We start from the raw sequence: 20,892 nt of genomic DNA on the forward strand, positions 1-20,892 counted from the left end.
CAGGCAAGCCCCTCTTCTAGCCGATCGTCCCCCCCAGAATGTTTCGCCATCGACGAAGGCCGGGGAGCCAAAAATGTCATAGCTGCAAGCCGCGTCCGTCTCCGCCTTGAGACGCTCATGGGCGCGGGCGCCGTCAGCCTTGGCAATCACATCATCGACGTCCTCGGCCGAGGGGAGCCAGCATATGGCCCAGATGGGCGCGGCTGCCCAGTTCCATGTCTTCCAGGTACCACGTCCTGAAGCTTGCGACGGTGTAGGCCTCGCACCAGCCCTCTTCGGCCGCCACCATGGCGACCCGGTTGGCCAGAAGGTCCGGATCGGTCGGCAGCCCTTGGTTCGGGTCCGTTCCACAAGCCTATTTGCACGCCGTTGTACGCCAAAACCCTCTGTCGGCCTGAACGGGATTTACTTCCGAAGCAACGACGTGTCAGACAACCAACGGTCCGGAAGGAACGCAGAAAGCTATCGAAGACATCTGGCGCGAATGAAAAATGGAGGGTCGAGAGGGCAGCTGAACCTCTGCTATTGCCGCGTTTCCCCTACTCCCATTCGATCGTCCCAGGCGGCTTCGAGGTGACATCATAAACCACGCGGTTGATGCCGCGCACTTCGTTGATGATGCGCGTGGCGGCGGCACCCAGGAAGGCCATGTCGTAGTGGTAGAAATCAGCCGTCATGCCGTCGACCGAAGTGACGGCGCGCAGCGCACAAACGAATTCGTAGGTGCGGCCGTCGCCCATGACGCCGACGGTCTGCACCGGCAACAGCACGGCAAAGGCCTGCCAGATCGCGTCATAGAGGCCGGCCTTGCGGATCTCGTCGAGATAGATGGCGTCGGCCTCGCGCAGGATCTCCAGCTTTTCGCGCGTTATGCCGCCAGGACAGCGGATGGCGAGGCCAGGACCTGGGAAGGGATGGCGTCCGATGAAGCTTTCGGGCAGGCCGAGTTCCTTGCCCAGCGCCCTCACCTCGTCCTTGAACAGTTCGCGCAGCGGCTCGACGAGTTGCATGTTCATGCGCTCGGGCAGACCGCCGACATTGTGGTGCGACTTGATCGTCACCGACGGGCCGCCGGTGAAGGAGACGCTCTCGATGACGTCGGGATAGAGCGTGCCTTGTGCCAGGAAATCGGCGCCGCCGAGCTTCTTCGCCTCGTCCTCGAACACTTCGATGAACAACCGGCCGATGGTCTTGCGCTTCTTTTCCGGATCGGACTCGCCCTCGAGTGCCGAGATGAATTTTTCCGACGCATCGACAAGGATCAGCGGCAGATTGTAGTGCTGGCGGAACATCGCCACCACACCGGCGGCCTCGTCCTTGCGCATCAGGCCATGGTCGACGAGGATGCAGGTGAGTTGGTCGCCGATCGCCTCATGGATCAGAAGGGCGGCGACCGAGGAATCCACGCCGCCCGACAGCGCACAGATGACCTTGCCCTTGCCGACCTGCTTGCGGATCGCCTCGACCGCGTGTTCGCGGTAGGCGCGCATCGTCCAGTCGCCTTCGATGCCGGCGATGTTGTGAACGAAATTCCGGAGCAGCCGGGCGCCGTCGGGCGTGTGCACCACCTCCGGGTGGAACATGATGCCGTACATCCTGCGCTCGACATTGCCGAAGATGGCGAAGGGCGAGCTTTCCGATTTGCCGAACACCTCGAAGCCGGGCGGCAGGGCGATGACGCGATCACCATGGCTCATCCACACCTGATGGCGCTGGCCGGTGGCCCACAGGCCCTCGAACAGCGGGCTGTCCTTTTCGATCTCGACGAAGGCGCGGCCGAATTCGCGATGGTTGGAGCTTTCGGCGACGCCGCCCATCTGCACGCACATGGCCATCTGGCCGTAGCAGATGCCCAGCACCGGCACACCGGCGTCGAAGACGATCTGTGGCGCGCGCGGGCTGCCGATGTCCGATGTCGAGGCGGGGCCACCGGACAGGATCACCGCTTTCGGATTGATGCGCTTGAACGCCGCCTCGGCCGACTGGAACGGCACGATCTCGGAAAACACGCCGGCCTCGCGGATGCGGCGGGCTATGAGCTGGGTAAACTGGCTGCCGAAATCGACAATCAGGACGGTGTCGGTGTGATTGGCTGTCGTCATGGCGAGCCTTTAGAGAAAGAAACGAGTCGGCGCAATGGGTTGCGTCGCCTGACTTTCAGAGAGGTATCGCCTCGTCGCGGGGTGATTCCGGCCGGAGCAAGCCCGAACCGATCGCCCGTTCGAGGCGCATGACGGCGTCGGCCAGCTTTTCGTCGATGACGTGCAGATACTCGGTCCAGTCGCCGACGTGCCTGAGATCGGCCGCGCCGTCGGAGATGCCGCGCAGCCCGATTATCGGAATGTCGAAAAGCTGACAGGCGCGCAAGCAGGCGAAGGTCTCCATGTCGACCATGTCGGCATCAATTGTGTCGTAGGCCGCGCCGGTGATGATGGCGCCGCCGGTCGACAGTGTCGCCTCCTTGATTTCGGGAATGCGCAACGGCAGCGGCACAGTCACCGGCAGGTCGAGAAACGGCGTAGCGCCTTTTTCGAAGCCCAGCGGCGATGCATCGATGTCACGATAACTCACCGAGATGGCCTGGTAGATTTCGGCCTGCTCCAGGGTCCTGCTGCCGGCCGAGCCGAGCGATACGACGAGGTCCGGCAATGCCTTCTCGGATTTCAACCAGGAGAGCTCGGCACCCAGCCGTACGCCGGCTTCGACCGGGCCGACGCCCGTCATCAGCGGGGTGAACAGCCGCTGCAGATGCGGGCCGTATTCGGCCAGCGCCGCCATGACGAAGAGGACATCCTTGCCGCCAATGCGCACGATGTTGCTCATCGGATCATCCTGCTATGCCGTCGCGACCAACCACCGTCATCATCGTCCCGGTCATGGTGGCGATCAGCTTGGCCTCGCCGTCGGCGGCGAAGGCATAGGCCTGGCCGTCGGCAACGATGATGGTGCGGCCGGGTTTGGTCACCGAACCGCGGAACAGAAAGCGCTCGCCGCGGCCCGGCGCCAGAAGGTTGACCTTGAACTCGATGGTCAGAACGCCGGAATTCTCCGGCATGAGCGAGAACGCCGCATAGCCGCAAGCCGAGTCCAACGCCGTCGAAATGACGCCTGCATGCAGGAAGCCATGCTGCTGGGTCAGCGCCGCTGAATAGGGCATCTCGATCTCGATGATGCCGGGCGTCACCAATGTCAGTTCGGCGCCGATCGTCGCCATCGCCTGCTGGCGCGCGAAGGACGCCCTGACGCGATCCTCATAGTCTGGAGCCGGTACGATCTTCGCTGCCATCGCCGTTGCCTTCGTTTGTCCGGCAAAGCTTATTGCAGAGGGATCGGCGGCAGGCAATCTCAATTGCTGCACTGCAACAATCGTCTCGTCGGCCGTCACCGTCCGAGTGGCCGCGAACCGACGGGGGATCCGGCGGGCTCAGATGGTCCGGCGCAGCGCGCAGAAATAGAACCCATCAGTGCCGCTCAGCGCCGGCGAGAGGGAAATATCTCCGCCAGCGCCGATCCGCGCCGCTGTTTGGTGGCCCGGAAAACGGCCGTCCCAGAGAGCGCGGTGATCGACCGGGGCAAAGCCGCTGCTGCGCTCACGAAACGCTGCAACCTGTTGGCCGTTCTCCTCGTCGAACACCGAGCAGGTGATATAGACCAGCAGGCCGCCGGGTTTGACATACACCTTGGCGGCATCGAGGATCGTCGCCTGCTCGCTCTTGCGGGCGTCGAGCTGTCTCTGCGTCAGCCGCCATTTGGCATCGGGACGACGCCGCCAGGTGCCGCTGCCGGTGCAGGGCGCGTCGACCAGCACGATGTCCATGTGACCGACCAGCGGGGCAAGCTCGGCCGGCTTGGTGGCGACCTGTACATTGCGATTTTCCGAGCGGCGGATGCGGTCGAAGATTGGCGCCAGCCGCGCCTTTTCGGCATCGTGGGCGAAGATCTGACCGCGGTTGTCCATCGCAGCCGACAGCGCCAGCGTCTTACCGCCGGCGCCGGCGCAGAAATCGAGCACCTGCATGCCGGCCGTCGCGTCGGCAAGCGCCGCCGCAATTTGCGACCCCTCGTCCTGGACCTCGAACCAGCCCTTCTGGAAGGCCGGCTCGGCCTGCACGTTCGGGTGTCGGCCGTCACCGTCGATCGGGGGAATGCGGATACCGTGGGGTGCGATCCTTGCGGCGCTGGCACCGGTCTGCTCCAGTTCGGCCAAGACCTTGGCGCGATCAGCCTGAAGCGTGTTGACCCGGATGTCGAGCGGCGGGCGTGTGGCGAGCGCGGCGCCCTCCTCGACCCATGTCTCGCCAAAGGCCCGCTCGAAAAGCGGTTCGCACCAATCGGGTATGTCGGCGCGAACCGCGGGCGGCGCGTCGGCAAGCCGGCGTTCCGCGATCGCCTGGAGTTCCGTGGCGCTGAGCAGCGGCGGCGCGAACTTGTCGCCTTCGAGCGTGGCGTTGAGCGACTGCCCCGTCTGGCTCCATTCGAGCAGCAGCGCCCCGAAGCCGATGGCACGCGGCGTGTCTTCGCCCAGCAACCAGCCGGCGGAGCGCTTGTGGCGCAGCGCGTCGTAGACGATGTTGCCGATCGCGGCGCGATCACCACCGCCGGCGAAGCGATGCGACAGGCCCCAGTCCTTCAGCGCGTCGGCCACCGGCCGGTGACGCCGGCCAATGTCCTCCAGCACTTCGATGGCCGCAGCCAGCCGTCCGCCCAGTCGCATTCGTCATTCCATCAAATCGAGCACATTATCTCGGTTTGCTCTTAGAGCCTTTCACGTCCGGATTGAACCCCGCTCGGTCTCGCCGCGAGCGCAAGCTGGCCATGGTCGGCAAACCTGTCCGATCAGTAAATCTTCGCGGCGGCTGGCGGCAGGCAGACCAGTAGATGCAAGACTTCTAATGTTCATAATTGGCGTCCGCAAGGTTGGTGCGTGGCGCTACAGCTCTGCTTTCCAAGTTTTTCGGTTGGGAATACTCTTGCCGCCATGATTCGCGGCGCGGAAAACGTGGACCGGCGGATCGTCACGAGGAGAGGGCAATGAAGACTTATCTGGCGGAAGTTCTAGGCACATTTCTGTTGGTGTTCATCGGTACGGCGTCCGTGGTGACGGGCGGCTTCGGCGGCGCGCTGCCGCTTGGCCAGGAGGGCATCGGCCTGGCATTCGGCATCGGCCTCATCGCGGCGGCCTATGCGATCGGCCCGATTTCGGGCGCGCATCTCAACCCGGCGGTGACGCTCGGCGTGTTCCTTGCCGGCCGGCTGCCGGCTAAGGACGTCATCCCTTACTGGATCGCGCAGATCATCGGCGCCATCATCGCTTCGCTGGCGCTGTGGATCATCGTTTCCGGCCAGACGGGCGGCCACACCGGCGGCTTCGGCGCCAATGGCTGGGACGAGACGAAGTGGGGCATGAGCTCGGCGTTCCTGTGGGAGTTGATCGGCACCTTCACCTTCGTCACGGTGATCCTTGGCGTTACCGCTGAGAAGCACTCGACGGCTTTTGCCGGTCTGGTCATCGGCCTGACGCTGGCGGGCATTCACTTCGCCATGATCCCGGTCACCGGCACGTCGGTCAATCCGGCGCGTTCGATCGGCCCGGCGCTGTTTACCGGCGGTGCCGCACTCAGCCAGCTGTGGCTGTTCATCGTCGCGCCGCTAATCGGTGGCGCCATTGCCGGCGTCGTCGCCAAGGCGCGCGTCTTCGAGAAGGATTGATTTCCGGAGCCAGGATGAAAAAGGCGCGGGCCGTGGCCCGCGCCTTTTTCGTACGTTCTTAAGCTCGGATCAGGCGGCGATATCAAAGCGGTCGGCGTTCATCACCTTGGTCCATGCCGCAACGAAATCCCGGGCGAATTTCTGCCCGGCGTCCGCCGACCCGTAGACCTCGGCCAGCGCCCGCAACTGCGCATGCGAGCCGAAGATCAGGTCGGCGCGGGTGCCGGTCCACCGGACTGCCTTGGTCTTGCGGTCGCGCGCCTCGTAGACCTCTTCCGAGCCCGGCTCGGAGCCGGCCGCCGGATCCCAGACCGTGCTCATGCTGAGCAGGTTGACGAAGAAGTCGTTGGTCAGCGTGCCGGGCCTGTCGGTAAGCACGCCGTGCCTGGACTTGCCTGTGTTGGCGCCGAGCACCCGCAGGCCGCCGACAAGCACCGTCAGCTCCGGCGCCGTCAGGCCCAGCAACTGTGCCCGGTCGACAAGCATGGCTTCAACCGACATGGGCTGCTTGCCCCTGACATAGTTGCGGAAGCCGTCAACTTTCGGCTCGAGCGCGGCAAAGGAGTGGACGTCCGTCTGTTCCTGCGAGGCGTCCATGCGGCCCGGTGTGAATGGCACCTTCAGGTCGTTGCCGCCATCCTTCGCTGCCTTCTCGACAGCGGCGACACCACCGAGCACGATCAGGTCGGCGAGCGAGACCTTCTTGCCGCCAGCGTTGAACTCCTTCTGAATGCCTTCGAGCTTGGCAAGCACCTTCGCCAGTTCGGCCGGCTGATTGACGTCCCAGTCCTTCTGCGGTGCCAGCCGGATGCGGGCGCCGTTGGCGCCGCCGCGCTTGTCGGAATTGCGGAAGGTCGAAGCCGAGGCCCAGGCGGTCGAGACCAGTTCGGAAACCGACAGGCCGGAGCCCAGGATCTTGGCCTTCAGCGATGCGATGTCCTGGTCGCTGACCAGTTCATGGTCGATCGCAGGGATGGGGTCCTGCCAGATCAGCTCTTCCTTCGGCACCAACGGGCCGAGATAACGCACGACCGGACCCATGTCGCGGTGGGTCAGCTTGAACCAGGCGCGGGCGAAGGCATCGGCGAACTGGTCCGGATGCTGGTGGAAACGCCGCGAGATCTTCTCATAGGCCGGGTCGGCCCGCAGCGCGAGGTCGGTGGTCAGCATGGCCGGCGCGCGATGCTTCGAGGGGTTGTGCGCATCCGGCACCGTGCCGGCGCCGGCGCCACCCTTCGGCGTCCACTGATGGGCGCCCGCGGGGCTCTTCGTCAATTCCCATTCATAGTTGAACAAGTTGTCGAAGAAGTTGTTGCTCCACTTGGTCGGCGTCGTGGTCCAGGTGACTTCCAGGCCCGAAGTGATGGCATCGCCGGCAATGCCCGACGCATACTTGCTCGACCAGCCGAGGCCCTGCGCCTCGATGCCGGCGCCTTCCGGCTCGGCGCCGACCAGCGAGGCATCGCCGGCGCCATGGGTCTTGCCGAAAGTGTGACCGCCGGCGATCAGCGCCACGGTTTCCTCGTCGTTCATCGCCATGCGAGCGAAGGTTTCACGGATATCGCGGGCCGAGGCCAGCGGATCGGGCTTGCCGTTCGGCCCTTCCGGATTGACGTAGATCAGACCCATCTGCACGGCGCCGAGATGGCCGCGAAGCTCGCGGTCGCCCGAATAGCGCTCGTCGCCGAGCCACTTGGTCTCCGAACCCCAGTCCACGTCCTGCTCGGGCTCCCAGACGTCGGCGCGGCCGCCGGCGAAGCCGAAGGTCTTGAAGCCCATCGATTCCAGCGCGACGTTGCCGGTGAGGATCAACAGGTCGGCCCAGGAAATCTTTCGGCCATATTTCTGCTTGACCGGCCAAAGCAGGCGGCGCGCCTTGTCGAGATTGGCGTTGTCAGGCCAGCTGTTGAGCGGCGCGAAACGCTGCTGGCCCGCTCCGGCGCCGCCACGGCCGTCGCCGATGCGGTAGGTGCCGGCGCTGTGCCAGGCCATGCGGATGAACAGCGGCCCGTAATGGCCGAAGTCAGCCGGCCACCAGTCCTGGGAGTCCGTCATCACATGGTGCAGGTCCTTGATGACCGCATCGAGATCGAGGCTTGCGAATTCCTTGGCATAGTCGAAGTCCTCGCCCATCGGGTCCGACAGGTTCGACTGCTGGTGGAGAACGCCGAGGTCAAGCTGGTTCGGCCACCAGTCACGGTTGGTCCGGCCGGTGGATCCGTGCGCCACAGGGCATTTGCCCGCGCTGTTGTCGTCGGTTTTCGCGTCCATCTCTCACTCCAATTTTGCCGAGGTTTGATTTTGCCGAGGTTGATTTTTGCCAAGATTTTGGGGGCGGCCAGTGGCCCGCGCCAATCTGGAACCGTTCCAGACTAGGCCACACTGACGATAAAAACAAATTGCCTTTCCTGTTCATTTCGATAGGATTTTCTTATGATAGGCTTGACTGCATGATCGGATTGACAGTTCGCCAGATGCATTATTTCGACGCGCTGGCGCAGACGCTGCATTTCGGGCGCGCGGCGAAACTTGCGGGTGTCAGCCAGCCGGCGCTGTCCTCCCAGATCGCCGAAATGGAGCAGCGGCTGAACTGCCGGCTGTTCGAACGCGGTGGCAAGTCGGTGCGCATGACGGACGACGCGATCGCTCTGTTGCCGCGTATCGAGCGCATCCTGGCTGACATACGTGACGTGGAAACGACGGCCCGGCGTGGTCGCACGGCCATGGAGGGACGCTTCCGGCTGGGCATCATCCCGACCGTCGCGCCCTATCTTCTGCCGCGCGCCCTGCCCGAACTGAAGAAGCATTTCCCGGCCCTGCTGCTCGAACTGCGCGAGGCGGTCACCACCTCCCTGGTCGAGGACACCGCATCGCGAAAACTCGACGCCTTCATCGCCGCGCTTCCGCTCGACCATCCCGGACTGATCACCGAAGCGCTGTTTCCCGACCGGTTCTTCCTGGCCGTGCCATCAGGCGATCCGGCCTTTGCCTCGCCGCCGGTTCCACCCGAGAGCCCGGCGCTGGAAAGACTAATGCTGCTGGAAGAAGGCCATTGCCTGCGCGAACAGGCGCTCGCCGTCTGCGGCAATGTACGGCCGGTGGCGATGGCAAGCTATGGCGCCACCAGCCTGACCACGCTCTTGCAGATGGTGGCGCACGGGCTTGGCGTGACGCTCATCCCCGAAATGGCGGCGGGGCCGGCCGGAACCATTCCCGACCTCAAGATCGTGCCGTTCCAGGAGCCGATGCCGCAGCGCATGATCTGCCTTGCCTGGCGACGCAACAACGCGCGGCACGGCGAATGCGTCGAACTGGCGAAGATTATCCGGGGTTTGGGCACGCCACTGCTGGCCGCTTGAGAACTGGCCAAAAACAGCCGCTACAGCACCCGCGATAGGAACTCGCGGGTCCGCGGCGAAGTCGGATTGGCGATCATCTCGCGCGGTTGACAGGCCTTGTCCTGTGGGGGACGCTCGCGAAAGGCAGCCGCGCGCCCGACTATCCCTACGCCTTGACCGCCGCGCAGTATGACCTGTGGAAGCAACGCCTGCTCGCGGGCTGGGGTGGCCCGGCGGAAATCGAAACCTTCGCCCCGAGCCTCACTGGCGACCGTCAGGCGAGGACCTGGTGGGCCGGATTGCTCAGGGCAGCCTCCAGCCCGGGTGCGGTCGCGGGCCTGCTCGATGCACTACGGGACGCCGATGTCCGTAATCTTCTGGCAAAAGTCTCCGCCCCGACGATGATTCTCCACCGTTCCGGCGACCGCGCCGTGCGCATCGAGGCCGGCCGGTTTCTCGCGTCCAGGATTCCCGGCGCGCGGTTCATCGAGGTCGACGGCGACGACCACTGGTTCTGGGTCGGCGACCAGCGGTCGCTGCTCGACAGCATCAGCGCACTGGTGCGACGCCGCTGATCCGGCCTCACGCCGTCTTCTGCGTCACCAGCCCGAGTTCCTCGACCATGGCCTGACGCATCAGGAATTTCTGCGGCTTGCCGGTCACCGTCATCGGCAACTCCGTGCGGAAGCGGATGTGGCGCGGCACCTTGTAGTGGGCGATCTGGCCGGCGCAGAAGGCCTTAATCTCCTGTTCGGTGGCCACCTGGTCGGGCTTGAGCACGATCCAGGCGCACAGCTCCTCGCCATATTTGGCGTCCGGGATGCCGAAGACCTGCACTTCCCGCACTTTGGGATGACGGTAGAGGAATTCCTCGACCTCGCGCGGATAGACGTTCTCGCCGCCGCGGATGACCATGTCCTTGACGCGGCCGACAATGTTGCAATAGCCCTCGGCGTCGATGGTGGCGAGGTCGCCGGTGTGCATCCAGCCGTCGCTGTCGATCGCCTCGAGGGTCTTTTCGTCGTCGTCCCAGTAGCCCTTCATCACCGAATAACCGCGCGTGCAAAGCTCGCCCGGCGCGCCGACCGCAACGGTGGCGCCATCGGCATCGACCGCCTTGACCTCGACATGCGGGTGGATGCGCCCGACCGTCGAGACGCGCTTTTCCAACGGATCGTCAACGCTGCTCTGGAACGAGACCGGACTGGTCTCGGTCATGCCGTAAGCGATGGTCACTTGCGCCATATGCATCAGCGACACCACCTTCTTCATCACCTCGATCGGGCACGGCGAACCGGCCATGATGCCGGTACGCAGGCTGGAGAGATCGAAGGACGAAAAGTCCGGATGATCGAGCATGCCGACGAACATGGTCGGCACGCCGTAGAGGCCGGTACAGCGCTCCTGCGCGATCGCCTTCAGCGTCAGGCCGGGATCGAAGCCTTCGCACGGAAAAACCATGGTCGCGCCCTTCGACACGCAACCCATCGTGCCCATCGACATGCCGAAGCAATGATAGAGCGGCACAGGGATGCAGAGGCGGTCGTCGACGGTGAGCTTGATGGCCGAGGTGACGAAATTGCCGTTGTTGACGATGTTCAGATGGGTGAGCGTCGCGCCCTTGGGAGCGCCTGTCGTGCCTGACGTGAACTGGATGTTGATCGCATCGCCCGGCTTCAATCGCTCGGAAATGCGGTCGAGGCTGTCATGCTCGTCGCGGCCGGCCATTGCCAACACATCGCCGAAATTGAACATGCCTGCCGAGTTCTCCTCGCCCATGCGGATGACGATCCTGAGCGTCGGCAGCTTCCTGGCCTTCAGCTTGCCCGGGATCGCCGTGGCGATCTCCGGCGCCAGCGTCTCTATCATGCCGAGATAGTCCGAGGTCTTGAAGCTGGCCGCCGTCACCAGGGCCTTGCAGCCGACCTTGTTCAGGGCATATTCCAGTTCGGTCAGCCGATAGGCCGGATTGATGTTGACCAGGATCAGGCCGATGCGGGCGGTGGCGAACTGCGTCACCAGCCATTCCCAGCGGTTGGGCGACCAGATGCCGACCCGGTCGCCCTTGTGGAGGCCGAGCGCCAGGAAGCCGGCGGCCAGCGCATCCACCGTGTCCGACAGTTCGGCCCAGGTGAAGCGCTTGTCCTGGCCGACGAAGACGGCGGCATCGAGCGTGCCGTATTTGCTGACGGTGTCGGAGAAAAGCTCAGGGATCGTTTTGTCGAGCAGCGGCACGCCGCGATCGCCCGAGACATGTGCCCTGCCGTCCACGGGCGCGATAAAGACGCCGTCGGCGCGCGCGCCGCGTCCGCGCAGATTGGTGGCATTCTTCAACTCGTCGAGATTGACCGGCATCGCTGTCTCCTCCCAAGACTGGCCGAACCTATCAGCCTGCCGGGATGCTGGAAATCCCGTCGATGGTACTGGAGCTTCTTCCCTGAAGGATCGCTATGCGACCGCGGCGGTCATTTTCGCGACGATGTCGCGCAGGACGGCTTCGTCCGCCGCTGGACGTGTCTTCCTCGAGGCCACAAGGCAGGCCTGCGACTCCAGCACGATGCCATCGCCCAGAACCTTGAGATGGTTGGCGCGCAGCGTCGAGCCCGTGCTGGTGATGTCGACGATAACGTCGGCAAGGCCGGCCGCCGGCGCGCCTTCGGTCGCGCCGAGGCTCTCGACGATGCGATAGACCTGGATGCCGTGCTTGAGCGAAAAGAACTGCTGCGTCAGCCGCCAGTATTTGGTGGCGATCCTGAGCCGCCGACCATGGCGCTGGCGGAAATCGGCTGCAACGTCGTCGAGATCGGTCATGGTATCGACATCGAGCCAGATCTCGGGCACCGCGACCACGACATCGGCATGGCCGAAGCCAAGACGGGCGACGATTTCGGCGCGCGCTTCCCAGTCGGCGAGATTTTCCCGCACCAGATCCTCGCCGGTGATGCCGAGATCGACCGCGCCCTGGCCTATCTCGCCCGATATTTCGGAGGCCGACAGGAAGACCACTTCGACATTGTCCATGCCCTCGACGCGGGCGTGATATTTGCGCTCGTCGCCGGGCAGGCTGACGGCGAGGCCAGCCTTGGCGAGCACCTCCAGCGCCTGCTCCTTGAGCCTGCCCTTCGACGGGATCGCCAGCGTGATCATGGTGCCGTCTCCCGCAACGCCTCGATGCGGTCGAGCCACACCGAGAAGCCGACACCGGGGATCGCGGTCTTGGCGCCGAGCAGCGTCAGCAACCTGTCATAACGCCCGCCACCGGCCAGGGGACGCTCGCCATTGGCGGCCGCGATTTCGAAGACGACACCAGTGTAATAATCTAGCGGACGGCCGAAGGCGGCGTCGTAGCGGATTTTTCCCGAGGGCAAGCCATGCGCCTCGATTGCCTTGGCGCGGGCCGAGAATTTTTCCAGCGCCACACCCAGCGAAAGTCCGGCGCCGGCGGCGAAAGAATCCAGTGCCTGCGCCGCGCCATCGAGCGGCACATTGATCGCCAGAAAACTTTTCAGCGCCGCGAAGGCCTCGTTCGACAGCCGCACGCTGCGCAATTCGGCCTTCTCGATCAGCCGCCGCGCAATGTCCGAAGGCGCGCGCCCGGCGGATGCCGACAGGCCGGCCTTCTCCATGCCGTCGGCAATATGCAGGGAGAGACCGTCCAGATCGCCGTCGAGGACAAGCGCTGCGACCGGGCCGGAGAGTTGGCCGTTGCGCGGCGGGTTGGCGAGATCGGCGAGTGCGGCCTCCAGCATCGGCGCCGAGCCGAAGGCGCGGGCCAGGCGCATGCGCCAGCCGCGCGGCAGGCCGAGTGCCGCCAGCACCGCCTCGAAGATGCCCTGGTCACCAAGCGTGACCGCCAGCGACTGGCCCGGCAGCACCAGCGACAGCAGCGCATATGCGTCGGCCACCGAGCGCGCATCGGCTCCGGCCGTGTCGCGGTCGCCGAGATCCTCGATACCGGCCTGGAAGAACTCATTGCCGCCCTCGCGGCGCTGGCGAAACACTTCGCCGAGATAGGAGTAGCGGCGCGGTGTACCAGCCTGGCTGGCAATGTGATCGAGGCAGACGGGGATGGTGAATTCGGGCCGCAGGCAGAGCGTCTGCCCGGTCTCGCTCTCGGTGAGGAAAATGCGGCGGCGCAGATCCTCGCCGGCCATGTCAAGGAACGGATCGGCCGGTTGAAGCACCGCGACTTCCACCGCATGCGTGTTGCGCGTGGCGAAGAGGGTGGTGATGTCAGTTGATATGGCGGGGTAGCGGGAGGTCATGGACAGGATGTGCGCGAGGCACCCCCCTCTGTCCAGCCGGACATCTCCCCCTCAAGGGGGGAGATCGGCAGCTTGACGCGCAGCGCCTCTTCTTCAGCGCTGAAGATTGGCGAAAGCCCATGTGACATCGGATCTCCCCCCTTGAGGGGGAGATGGCCGGCAGGCCAGAGGGGGGCGCTCAAGCGCCACCCTTCCCGCGATCGGCGGCTTGCGCCGCCAAAATCTTCTTGACCTCGGCGACCAGTTCGTTTTCCGCCACCGTCACCTGTGCCGGCCGCGCGGCGCGCCATTCGGCATTGTCGGTGATCTCCGCCGACATGCGGGCGCCTTCGATCAGGTCCTTGATCTGCAACTCACCCTTGGCGCGTTCGTCGCCGCCCTGGATGATGGCGACGGGACAACCGCGCCGGTCGGCATATTTGAGCTGCGCCTTCATGCCGGCGCCGCCGAGATACATTTCGGAGCGGATGCCGGCGGCGCGCAATTGCGAGACCATCTTCTGGTAGCGGCCGAGGCTTTCCGTGTCCTTGTCCATGACCAGCACGACAACCGGCGCGATCACATCGGCGCTGTCGAGCTTGCCGAGGTTTTTCAGCGCCGTCATCAGCCTGGAGACACCGATGGAAAAACCGGTCGCCGGAACCGGTTCGCCACGGAAGCGTGAGACCAACCCATCGTAGCGCCCGCCGCCGCCGACGGAACCGAAGCGCACGATCTGGCCGTCCTCATTGGGGATTTCGGCCAGAAGCTCGGCCTCGAAGACCGGGCCGGTATAGTATTCCAGGCCACGCACGACGGAACGATCCATGGCAATGCGGTCCTCGGCATATCCGGCGGCCCTGACCAGAGCTTCGATCGTCGCGAGTTCGCCTACGCCCTCCTGGTAGACCGCGTTTCCGCTGACGCTGGCATCCTGGCCAGCCTGCGCATTGCGCGCGGTCGCCAGAAGAATGGCCTCGGCTTGCGTGTGATTCAGCCCGGCGCCTTTGGCGAAGTCGCCCTCGCCTTCCTTGCCGCCGTCCCAGCGCCCCGGGCCAAGCAGCAGCCGGACACCGTCCGGCCCGAGCTTGTCCAGCTTGTCGATGGCGCGCAGCACAGTCAGCCGGCGGCCGACGTTCTCGTCACCGCCAAGTCCGATCGCCTCCAGCACGCCGTCCAGCACCTTGCGGTTGTTGACGCGAATGACATAGTCGCCGCGCTTGATGCCGAGCGCTTCCATGACGTCGGCCATCATCATCGCCATCTCCGCGTCCGCCGCCACGCCCGGCGTGCCGATCGTGTCGGCATCGAACTGCATGAACTGGCGGAAGCGGCCGGGACCGGGCTTCTCGTTGCGGAACACCCAGCCTGAGCGGTAGCTGCGGTAGGGTTTGGGCAGGCGTTCGAAGTTCTCGGCGACGAAACGCGCCGTCGGCGCCGTCAGGTCGTAGCGCAGCGACAGCCACTGGTCGTCATCGTCCTGAAAAGAGAACACGCCTTCGTTCGGCCGGTCCTGGTCAGGCAGGAATTTGCCCAGCGCATCGGTGTATTCGATCAGCGGCTGGTCGGCCGGCTCGAAGCCATAGAGCTCATAGACCGAGCGGATCGTCGCCATCATCTTCTCGACGGCGCGGATGTCCTCGGCGCTGCGGTCGGCAAAACCGCGCGGCAGCCGCGCTTTCGTCTTTTCCGATTTGTCGGCCATGGGTTCTTGCTCGGTGTTTGTGGCGATGGCAGGTCGGTAGTGGTGCGATTTTCGCAATATGATGCGATTTTCACAACGCGCGTGTCCTAAACGATGACGCTTGGTGCGGCAAGGCCGCGCGAAGCCTCGCTTCGCTGCAACAAACCACTGCAGAAATGAACCAATTCCGCCATAAGCGCGGCATTCCGCCGACACAATCGCAGGCGATAAAGCGGACCGGAACAAGGGGATCGGGCCATGGCGGTGGCGCGGAAATTCGACATCGGCTATCGCAGCGCCAGCGACCTGCACGCACAGCTGCGCCCAGCCAACACCCACACTCACAAGATAACAAGCCAGGCAGCCGGTCCCTTCGAGCCCGGCGAAGGCGCCAGCCCCACCATGCGCGATGCGCTGGTGACCGGCCTGCTGGTGATCTATCCGGCCCTCGCCATCGTGGCCGCCATTGTCGCCGGGCTTTACCTATCCGGAGCCGGCGGCACCTGATATGTGCCGGCCTGCTCTCGGGACCTGAGCGTCGCCGCTATTTCGGCCGTTTGAAAGCCTTCCGTTCCTTCTCGACCTCCTTGCGGCACACACACCCCTCGAGATGGTCGTTGACCAGGCCCATGGCCTGCATGAAGGCGTAGACCGTGGTCGGGCCGACGAAGGTCCAGCCGCGCTTCTTCAGGTCCTTCGAAATCCGGACCGAGACCGCGGTTGTCGGGTTGGCGCGCAAATGGGCGAGGTCGACGGTTTGCGGCCGTTCCTCCTTGCCGGGTTCGAACTTCCAGAACCAGGCGGCCAGCGAGCCGAACTCGTCGACCATTTCGCGGGCGCGTTTGGCATTGTTGATGGTCGAGATGATCTTGCCGCGATGGCGGATGATGCCGGCATTGCCGAGCAGGCGCTCGACGTCCCGTTCGGTGAAGGCCGCGACCTTGTCGAAGTCGAAGCCGGCAAAAGCCTCGCGAAAATTCTCCCGCTTGCGCAAAATGGTCAGCCACGACAGGCCCGACTGGAACCCTTCGAGGCAGATTTTCTCGAACAGCCTGTGGTCGTCGGCCATCGGCCGGCCCCATTCATGGTCATGGTAATGCAGATAGTCGGGCAGATTGCCGTGCCAGAAGCAGCGCGCGACACCGTCAGGACCGGCAAGCAGGCCGGTATTTTCATTGCTCATCCTGAAAAATCCATCCGTTAACGCGCTTCCGCGCTGTCTTTACCGTGGCTTTACCAGATTCCTGAACCCGGCGGTAACCACACCAAAGGGTTTACTGACAGAACGGCATTTTAGGCATTCCGATTCATGTTTCGGTTGCTGCTCGCCGCCAATGATCGCGCAAGCCGGGAGCGTTCTCGCCCGGTGTATTTAGACGATCAAGGTGCGTTCCCGATGAAAAGAGTTCTGTTTCCCTTGCTCGGCGCAGTGGCTGTGTTTGCCGCCGGCGTCACACCCTCAACCGCCGGCGACCGCTATGCCGACAGGCCGCCGGTGATGGTGAGCCCCGACCTTTCCGCGCCCTGGGTGCTGCAGCTCGGCCATGCGCCGGGCATCGTGCGGCAGAACCGGCAGGCCGCGCAGCCGCGCCAGCGCACCGCGCAGCCCGACCGCGTGCAGACGGCCGCCGTGCAGGCGCCGGGCAAACGCATGGTCATGCGCCCGCAGATCAACCCGGTCTACCTGCCACAGGAAGTCGCCTATGACGGCGCGCAGAAGCCGGGCACGATCGTCATCGATACCACGCAGAATTTCCTTTATCTGGTCGAGAAGAACGGCAAGGCGCGGCGCTACGGCGTCGGCACCGGCAAACCCGGCTTCGAATGGTCGGGCACGCACAAGATCACAAACAAGCGCGTCTGGCCGGACTGGCGTCCGCCGGCCGAGATGATCAAGCGCGAGGCGGCCAAGGGTCGCTACCTGCCGACCTATCTGGCCGGCGGCATGGAGAACCCGCTCGGCGCGCGCGCACTCTATATCGGCACGACCGAGTACCGCATCCATGGCACCAACCAGCCCTGGACGATCGGCGGCGCGGTATCGTCGGGCTGCATCCGCATGCGCAACGAGGATGTCGTCGACCTCTATGAACGGGTCAATGTCGGAACGACGGTCGAAGTGATATAGTGATAGCGAATCAACCGGTTAAGCAGTGCTGAGTAGATTTTGGCGCACTGTTGCCCTCAAGCCATAGCGCACTTTTGGAAGACGTGCTTAGACTGGCAGCGAGTTAACGGGGGACGGGCCGTGTGGGGATACGGCCAGTCACGAGAGGGCAGCACGGGTAACCGGGCTGCCCTTTTCGTTTCACGGTGCGACAGGTCGCCCTGGAGGCACGGTGTTTCGTTTTCAGGGCTGATTTCCGGGCCATGCTCTGCTATTGCAGTGCACAATCTCCCACCAAAGGTTCGAACTATGACCCTGTCCGACGACAGCCGCTACCTCAAGGGCGGCCCGGTTGCCCAGCGCATCATCGCCGCCGTGCGCGAGGACGCGGCCATTGCCAAGGCCGAGGGTTTTCCGCCCAAGCTGATCTCGATCACCGTCGGCGACACCGACGCGGTCGATGTCTATGTGCGCAACCAGCGCGCCAAGGCTGAGCTCGCCGGCATCGATTTCGAGGAGCGGCGCTTTCCCGCCACCATCACCTCGGGTGAACTCGAAGCAGCCATCCACGGGCTGAACGCCGATCCGCGCGTCACCGGCATCATCATCCAGCGGCCGGTTCCCGCGCATATCCCGATCAAGACGCTACAGGCGGCCGTGCACCCGCTCAAGGACGTCGAGGGCATGCACCCGGCCTCGATTGGCAACATCGTCTACAACCAGCTCGACCTCGCGCCCTGCACCGCAGCGGCCTCGGTCGAGTTGCTCAAGGAAACCGGCCTCGACCTCAAGGGGCTCGAAGTCGTGATCGTCGGCCATTCCGAAATCGTCGGAAAGCCGATCGCTTTCCTGCTGATGAGCGAGGGCGCGACCGTCACCGTCTGCCATCATATGACACGATCGGTCGCCGCCCATGCGCGCCGCGCCGACGCGCTGTTCGTCGCCGTCGGCAGGCCGCGCCTGATCAAGGCCGACATGGTAAAGCCGGGTGCGGCCGTCATCGACATCGGCATCAATTCCGAAATTGGACCTGATGGCACGAGCCGCATCGTCGGCGACGTCGACACCGACAGCGTGCGCGAGGTTGCCTCCTGGATCACGCCGGTGCCGGGCGGCGTCGGCCCGATCACGGTGGCGATCCTGCTGCGCAACACAATGGTCGCGCTCAGCCGCCAGCGCGCGCTCTATGAGGCGACCTATGGCACGTCGGACAGGCTCGCGGCCGAGTAGCACTGAAACGGACGCCTATTCCGCCGCGACCAGGCTGTCTTCCGTAACGCCGTCCGGCTTCGGCCCGCCATAGGCCCAGTCGAGCAGCTTGATCGTGTGCACCACCGGCATCCTGGCGGCGGATGCGATCTGCGTGATGCAGCCGATATTGCCGGTGGCGACGATTGAGGCACCCGTCGCCTCGATGTTCCTGACCTTACGATCGCGCAGCCTGGCCGAAATCTCGGATTGCAGGATGTTGTAGGTGCCGGCCGAGCCGCAACAGAGGTGCCCCTCGCGCGGCTCGCGCACGACGAAACCGGCCTTGGCCAGCAACTCCTTCGGCTGGCGCGTTATCTTCTGGCCGTGCTGCATCGAGCAGGCCGAGTGATAGGCAACGACCGTGCCAGGCTTGCGCACGGGTTCAGGCAGGTCGATGGCGGCTAGATACTCGGTGATGTCCTTCGCCAGCGCCGACACGCGCGCGGCCTTGTCGGCATAGGCCGGATCGAGGCGCAGCATGAAGCCGTAATCCTTGATCGTCGTGCCACAGCCCGATGCGGTGATGATTATGGCGTCGAGCCCGCCCTGCTCGATGGCGCGCGTCCAGGCATCGACATTCTGCCTGGCCGAGGCAAGGGCGGCTTCTTCCCGCCCCATGTGATGAACCAGTGCGCCGCAGCAGCCCTCACCCGGCGGCACCACGACCTCGACGCCGAGCCGTGTCAGCAGCGAGATGGTCGTATCGTTGATGGCGGGATCGAGCACCGATTGCGCGCAGCCGGTCAGGATGGCGACGCGGCCCTTTTTCGCCCCCTGCCCGGCATGGACGCCCGGCAAGGCCATTGGCGAGGCTTCCGGGATCGATGCCGGCGCGAGCTTGAGCATCGCGCCGAGAGGCTTCAGTGCCGGGATTTTTTCGAACAGGCCGATGAAAGGCTTGCCAAGTTTTGCCAGTTTGAGCGCGGCGCGGAAGCGCTGGGGATAGGGCAGCACGAAGGCCAGCATGGCGCGGGTCAGGCGATCGAGCAGCGGCCGCTTGTAAGTCTCCTCGATATGGGCGCGGGCATGGTCGACCAGATGCATGTAGTTGACGCCCGACGGGCAGGTGGTCATGCAGGCGTGGCAGGACAGGCAGCGGTCGATATGGGTGACGATCTCCTTGTCGGCGGGACGGCCGTTCTCCAGCATATCCTTGATCAGGTAGATGCGGCCGCGCGGTGAATCGAGCTCGTTGCCGAGCGTTACATAGGTCGGGCAAGTGGCGGTGCAGAAGCCGCAATGCACGCATTTGCGCAGGATCTTTTCCGATTCCGCGACGTGCGGATCGGCAAGCTGTGCGGGCGAAAAATTGGTCTGCATCTCTGATGTCCTAGGCCATGCGGCCGGGATTGAGGATGTTCTTCGGGTCGAATTCCTGTTTCAGCCGCTGGCTGAGTGCCGCCAGCGCCGGCGCCTGCGGCTCGAACACCGGCAGAGCCGCCCGATGGGATGGGGTAGCGCGCACCAGCGTCGCATGGCCGCCGCCATGTTTTCTCAAGAGCCCACGCAACAGCGCGGCTTCCGGATCGCCCTCCTCCATGCGCAGCCAAACCAGCCCGCCCTGCCAGTCGTAGAAGGCGCTGACGGCTGCCTGCATGCGTAGCGTCAGGATCATCTGGTGGCCCTGGGCGGGGGTCATCGAGACCCGCCAGACCGGTTTTTCGCTGCCATCGATGAAGGGGCTGCAATCCCTGATATCGCGCCAGATTGCCTTGGAGGTCTCACTGGCAATCTCCTCCAGCGGGCCGGCCTTGCCAAGCAGGGTCTTCAGCGTGGTAATACGATAGGCGACGGAAGGACCAAAGCCTTCGACGCGCAGCAGCGTGGCGGCTTCGGTACCGAGCGCACCGCCGGCAACGCGCGCGGCGACGCGCTCCGGCAGGTGGGCGGCGCACGACACTTCGGCACTGGAGCCCAGCGCCAGGGCCATGGCGGCGCAGGCGGCATCATCGAGCAGGCCACGAACTGCGAGCGTGATTTCGGTCTCGGCCGCCGGCAGCACCTTGAAAGTCACGTCGGTGAAGACGGCCAATGTACCCCAACTGTTGGCCATCAGCTTCGACAGATCATAGCCGGTGACGTTCTTGACCACGCGGCCGCCGGACTTGAAGGCCTCGCCACGGCCGGAGACGACATTGATGCCCAGGATGTGGTCGCGCGCGGCGCCCGCCTTCAGCCGGCGCGGACCGGACAGGTTGGCGCCGAGCACGCCGCCGATGGTGCCTTTGCCCGGCTCGCCGCCGAGCAGCGGGCCGTAATCCATCGGCTCGAAGGCCAGCTGCTGGCCGTTTTCAGCCAGCAGCTTTTCGATGTCGGCCAGCGGCGTGCCTGATTTGGCCGACAGCACCAGTTCGGCGGGTTCATAGAGGGTCACGCCCGAAAGTTTCGACAGGTCGAGCGTGTGCTCGGTCTGCAACGGACGGCCGATGCCGCGCTTGGAGCCATGGCCGAGGATTTCGAACGATGTTTCCTCTGCCGCCGCCCAGGCAATGGTGGAGAGGACTTCATCTGGGGTCAGGGGGCTGAAGATGGTCATATTCGCACCTGATTCCTTGCCCC

Annotated in this window: 17 protein-coding genes and 1 pseudogene; 6 read left to right on the plus strand and 12 right to left on the minus strand. The window is 64.5% G+C overall.

What is annotated here, in order from left to right:
* Positions 1-539: 539 nt before the first annotated feature.
* From guaA to LB536_RS02535, 4 genes are all read right to left on the minus strand, one after another.
* Positions 540-2,102, minus strand: coding sequence for a glutamine-hydrolyzing GMP synthase (gene guaA, locus LB536_RS02520; protein WP_140756689.1), 1,563 nt, complete (start codon positions 2,100-2,102; stop codon positions 540-542).
* Positions 2,103-2,157: 55 nt separating this feature from the next.
* Positions 2,158-2,823 carry a 5'-methylthioadenosine/S-adenosylhomocysteine nucleosidase gene (locus LB536_RS02525; RefSeq protein WP_224589999.1) on the minus strand — a complete coding sequence of 222 codons (666 nt, stop codon included), beginning with the start codon at positions 2,821-2,823 and terminating at the stop codon, positions 2,158-2,160.
* Positions 2,824-2,827: 4 nt separating this feature from the next.
* Positions 2,828-3,286 carry a PaaI family thioesterase gene (locus tag LB536_RS02530; protein WP_023686843.1) on the minus strand — a complete coding sequence of 153 codons (459 nt, stop codon included), beginning with the start codon at positions 3,284-3,286 and terminating at the stop codon, positions 2,828-2,830.
* 138 nt (positions 3,287-3,424) lie between these two features.
* On the minus strand, positions 3,425-4,714 hold the full coding sequence (locus LB536_RS02535) for an RsmB/NOP family class I SAM-dependent RNA methyltransferase (protein ID WP_224590000.1): 1,290 nt from the start codon (positions 4,712-4,714) through the stop codon (positions 3,425-3,427).
* A gap of 317 nt (positions 4,715-5,031) precedes the next feature.
* On the opposite strand from LB536_RS02535, the gene LB536_RS02540 reads away from it, so the two are divergent.
* Positions 5,032-5,709: an MIP family channel protein gene (locus LB536_RS02540; protein ID WP_135861795.1), complete on the plus strand. Its 678-nt coding sequence runs from the start codon at positions 5,032-5,034 to the stop codon at positions 5,707-5,709.
* Between the two features lie 69 nt (positions 5,710-5,778).
* On the opposite strand, the gene katG is transcribed toward LB536_RS02540, so the two are convergent.
* Complete coding sequence (katG, locus tag LB536_RS02545; RefSeq protein ID WP_224590001.1) at positions 5,779-7,980, minus strand: catalase/peroxidase HPI; 2,202 nt, start codon at positions 7,978-7,980, stop codon at positions 5,779-5,781.
* 179 nt (positions 7,981-8,159) lie between these two features.
* Between katG and LB536_RS02550 the strand changes: the two genes are divergently transcribed.
* Complete coding sequence (locus LB536_RS02550) at positions 8,160-9,068, plus strand: hydrogen peroxide-inducible genes activator (RefSeq protein WP_224590002.1); 909 nt, start codon at positions 8,160-8,162, stop codon at positions 9,066-9,068.
* Positions 9,069-9,139: 71 nt separating this feature from the next.
* A pseudogene (locus LB536_RS02555) lies at positions 9,140-9,622 on the plus strand (alpha/beta fold hydrolase); the annotation flags it as partial.
* A gap of 7 nt (positions 9,623-9,629) precedes the next feature.
* On the opposite strand, the gene LB536_RS02560 reads toward LB536_RS02555, so the two are convergent.
* The 4 genes from LB536_RS02560 to hisS form a co-directional block, all read right to left on the minus strand.
* The gene (locus LB536_RS02560) at positions 9,630-11,402 is read right to left on the minus strand and encodes an AMP-binding protein (RefSeq protein WP_224590003.1); all 1,773 of its coding nucleotides are present in this window, start codon (positions 11,400-11,402) and stop codon (positions 9,630-9,632) included.
* Positions 11,403-11,495: 93 nt separating this feature from the next.
* The gene (gene hisG / locus LB536_RS02565; RefSeq protein WP_224590004.1) at positions 11,496-12,194 is read right to left on the minus strand and encodes an ATP phosphoribosyltransferase; all 699 of its coding nucleotides are present in this window, start codon (positions 12,192-12,194) and stop codon (positions 11,496-11,498) included.
* Positions 12,191-13,312: an ATP phosphoribosyltransferase regulatory subunit gene (locus LB536_RS02570; RefSeq protein WP_224590005.1), complete on the minus strand. Its 1,122-nt coding sequence runs from the start codon at positions 13,310-13,312 to the stop codon at positions 12,191-12,193. The genes hisG and LB536_RS02570 overlap by 4 nt, the downstream gene beginning before the upstream one ends.
* Positions 13,313-13,490: 178 nt before the next feature.
* Complete coding sequence (gene hisS, locus LB536_RS02575) at positions 13,491-14,996, minus strand: histidine--tRNA ligase (RefSeq protein WP_224590006.1); 1,506 nt, start codon at positions 14,994-14,996, stop codon at positions 13,491-13,493.
* Positions 14,997-15,233: 237 nt separating this feature from the next.
* Between hisS and LB536_RS02580 the strand changes: the two genes are divergently transcribed.
* Positions 15,234-15,482: a hypothetical protein gene (locus LB536_RS02580; RefSeq protein WP_140756666.1), complete on the plus strand. Its 249-nt coding sequence runs from the start codon at positions 15,234-15,236 to the stop codon at positions 15,480-15,482.
* A 37-nt stretch (positions 15,483-15,519) separates the two neighbouring features.
* Here the strand turns inward: LB536_RS02580 and LB536_RS02585 are convergent, their stop codons facing one another.
* Positions 15,520-16,158, minus strand: coding sequence for a DNA-3-methyladenine glycosylase I (locus tag LB536_RS02585; RefSeq protein WP_224590007.1), 639 nt, complete (start codon positions 16,156-16,158; stop codon positions 15,520-15,522).
* A gap of 213 nt (positions 16,159-16,371) precedes the next feature.
* Here LB536_RS02585 and LB536_RS02590 point away from each other — a divergent pair, with 213 nt between their 5' ends.
* The gene (locus tag LB536_RS02590; RefSeq protein WP_140756662.1) at positions 16,372-17,103 is read left to right on the plus strand and encodes a L,D-transpeptidase; all 732 of its coding nucleotides are present in this window, start codon (positions 16,372-16,374) and stop codon (positions 17,101-17,103) included.
* A 288-nt stretch (positions 17,104-17,391) separates the two neighbouring features.
* Positions 17,392-18,312, plus strand: coding sequence for a bifunctional 5,10-methylenetetrahydrofolate dehydrogenase/5,10-methenyltetrahydrofolate cyclohydrolase (locus LB536_RS02595; protein ID WP_224590008.1), 921 nt, complete (start codon positions 17,392-17,394; stop codon positions 18,310-18,312).
* 15 nt (positions 18,313-18,327) lie between these two features.
* Here the strand turns inward: LB536_RS02595 and glcF are convergent, their stop codons facing one another.
* Complete coding sequence (gene glcF, locus LB536_RS02600; RefSeq protein ID WP_224590009.1) at positions 18,328-19,653, minus strand: glycolate oxidase subunit GlcF; 1,326 nt, start codon at positions 19,651-19,653, stop codon at positions 18,328-18,330.
* 10 nt (positions 19,654-19,663) lie between these two features.
* The gene (locus tag LB536_RS02605; RefSeq protein WP_224590010.1) at positions 19,664-20,869 is read right to left on the minus strand and encodes an FAD-binding protein; all 1,206 of its coding nucleotides are present in this window, start codon (positions 20,867-20,869) and stop codon (positions 19,664-19,666) included.
* Between the last annotated feature and the right edge of the window lie 23 nt (positions 20,870-20,892).

Source organism: Mesorhizobium sp. ES1-3 (assembly GCF_020164795.1).
Taxonomy (GTDB): domain Bacteria; phylum Pseudomonadota; class Alphaproteobacteria; order Rhizobiales; family Rhizobiaceae; genus Mesorhizobium.